Source organism: Novosphingobium sp. ERN07, from assembly GCF_012641335.1.
GTDB lineage: Bacteria > Pseudomonadota > Alphaproteobacteria > Sphingomonadales > Sphingomonadaceae > Novosphingobium.
In genome coordinates this window covers 1-2,467 of the sequence record NZ_JABAID010000053.1, presented here as the reverse complement: position 1 = coordinate 2,467, position 2,467 = coordinate 1, and the positions used below count along the sequence as shown (strand labels likewise).

Sequence of the window (2,467 nt, the reverse complement as noted above, 5' to 3'; positions counted from 1 at the left end):
CGATCGCTACCCGCTACGATCAGCTTGCCAATAGCTTCCTCGGCATGGTCCATATCGCCACAGCCAGATACTGGCTCAAATTTGTCCACGCCGCCTAGAGCGTCCGCCGATGGGTGCAAGGTGAGCCCATGTTGTCCACAGTGCAAAAGTCAAAGGAGGATGTCTGTGTTGACTGACTGGTGGCGTCAGAGCAATTTTGGCTGGCGGCCATTTCGGCGTTATCTTCCGATAAAGTTATCGGCGCTGCCGCCGGCCACTATTGGCGTAACCGGACGTGCCCCGGACTATCTTGGAGCGGCATATGGTGGTCGGCAGCGAAAGGTGGAGCCCAGCCTACAAACGTCCGCTTTCCCGTTATCGCCAGCTTGAAGCCGCCGTCCCGGTTCGTCCCCAACCTACGTCATTCAAGCGTCAGCCTTCTACGGCCGAAGTTGGCCAATCACCGGCCCTGCTGTGGGTCCGACAACGCAGAATGGCGACGTAAAGAACAGCGAACTATCCGCCCACCTTCATTGTACAATTGACGCCCCGTCCACTCTTGCGTGCCATGGCTTGGCAGCGCTTTATCTCCTCCCGGTTCACATCCGCAATCTTCGCAGCTTCCGTGATGTCCTCCCACATCTGGGGGTTCTGCGACCGGATCAAACGAATACCTGCGTCCACGATCGTCGGCTCGCGCAGGACACGAGCCGCCACACGTTCCGGCCAGTGCCAGCTCTGCGGCACCGCGCGGGCTACGACGCCGGGAAGGACTGACCATAGCAGGACCCCGGCAAGCAGTCCGCCGCCTGCCATAAGGTACAACTGGCGGCGCTGATCAGCAGCCAGACGAGCATTCGCGGTTACCGAACGCATCGTCTGGGTTGCATGGTGCAGATCATCCCGGGCCTGGCTGAACCTGTCCTGGTCGCTGCGTCGCGCCGACTCCGCCGCCGCTGCGATCCTATTGCCGATGCTGTCAGGGGTCATCTGCAACGCCGGATGACCAGCCATGCCCTGAAGGTTCTCGCAAATCGCACACATCCGCTTGGCCATGTCGGTCAGGGTCGAGCCGTAGTCGGGAATGACAATATCCGCACGCTCGGCGGCAAGGTGCTGGACCGCTCGGCGCATCAGGGCCATTTCCCCTTCAAGGCGGGCAAACGCCTCGGCAGCGGGGTCGCCTGCGGCCTCCGGGGCGGGCAGGTCAGGGGCGGTGGCCTGCTCACGGTCCAGGGTCAGTTCCACGTCATCAGTATCGGTATCCATTACGCTTCTCCTAAAGGCTCATGCCGATTGACCGGCTCCGCTCCATGGTGATGGAAGCGGCAAGGTCGCGGGCCAGATCGCGACCGGGTTCTGTCTTGATCCCAAGTTCGCTGGTGCGACCGCGCAGCAGGGATTCGACCTGCGCATCGCGCTCCAGTCCCTTCGCCATGTCCGCCATGCGGGTGGTGAGCCTCTGCGCACCCTTGGTATCGCCATCGCGCTGCATGGCCTGCTGCGCCTGCCCGAGCCGCTGCCAGTCGGTGACAAAGCGGTCGGCGCGCTGCACCGGATTGGCGCGGATTTCGGCTTCGAGCTGCATGGCGCGGATCGCGCCCTGGCTGCGACCATCAGCGGCCTCACGGGCCAGCGAGGGCTGGCGCTGCAAGGCGCTGGAGAGGTCGGCTGTGCCATGGGGCCGGATCGCGTCGAGCGCCTTTCCGGCCTTCTCCAGCGCGTCGCGCTGATGTGGCAGGACCGGCAATCCCTGCTCGCGCATCTGTCCAATATCGGCGACGGCACGCGCATAGCGTTCGACGGCCCTGCGTTGATCGGAAAGCCCTGGCTGCTCGACTGGCAGGGCTTCGAGCCGATTTGCCTGTGGGCGGAATCCGGCGAAGATCGACTTCGCCCGTTCCGGCAATTGCCGGGCGATTTCGACTATGCGCTCGCGGAAGGTAATGCCGCGCCGCTCGGCGAAAGCTTGCTCTGGCTTGTAGTCGCTGGCCATGTCCTTGCCGCGTTCGCGGCTGAGCGTGCGGACAAGCTTCGACTGATCGGCGAAGTCATCACCGCCATAATGCAGGGCAAGGCCGTCACGGTGGCGGGACATGGCGACATAGGCGCTGTGGCTGTCCATCCCCGGCGTCGCCAACACATGCGCGCGGTCCACGGTCATGCCCTGCGCCTTGTGGATCGTCGCGGCATAGCCGTGATCCATGTGCGCATAGTCCTTGGTATCAAAAGCGACATTGCGGCCATCGTCGGTGCGCACGGCCATGCGCTGCGGCGTCACCTGTTCGACGGTGCCGAGCGTGCCATTCTTGACGCCCAGGCTCCGCTCGTTGCGCAGGAACATGATGCGGTCACCACTGGCGAACTGACGCTCTCCGCGATCAGCTTTGATCGACACGTCCATGCCCAGTTCGCCCGCGTCACGCAGCCGCCCGCGCGCGGCGTCATTGAGCTCGCGCACTTCGTCATTGGTGTGGGTGAGGATGAT

1 protein-coding gene and 1 pseudogene are annotated in these 2,467 nt (G+C 63.6%); both read right to left on the bottom strand.

What is annotated here, in order from left to right; translation table 11 throughout:
* Positions 1 to 495: 495 nt before the first annotated feature.
* On the bottom strand, positions 496 to 1,248 hold the full coding sequence (locus tag HGI47_RS22010) for a DUF6118 family protein (RefSeq protein ID WP_168854890.1): 753 nt from the start codon (positions 1,246 to 1,248) through the stop codon (positions 496 to 498).
* Positions 1,249 to 1,258: 10 nt separating this feature from the next.
* Positions 1,259 to 2,467 (bottom strand): annotated as a pseudogene (locus HGI47_RS22005) (Ti-type conjugative transfer relaxase TraA); the annotation flags it as partial.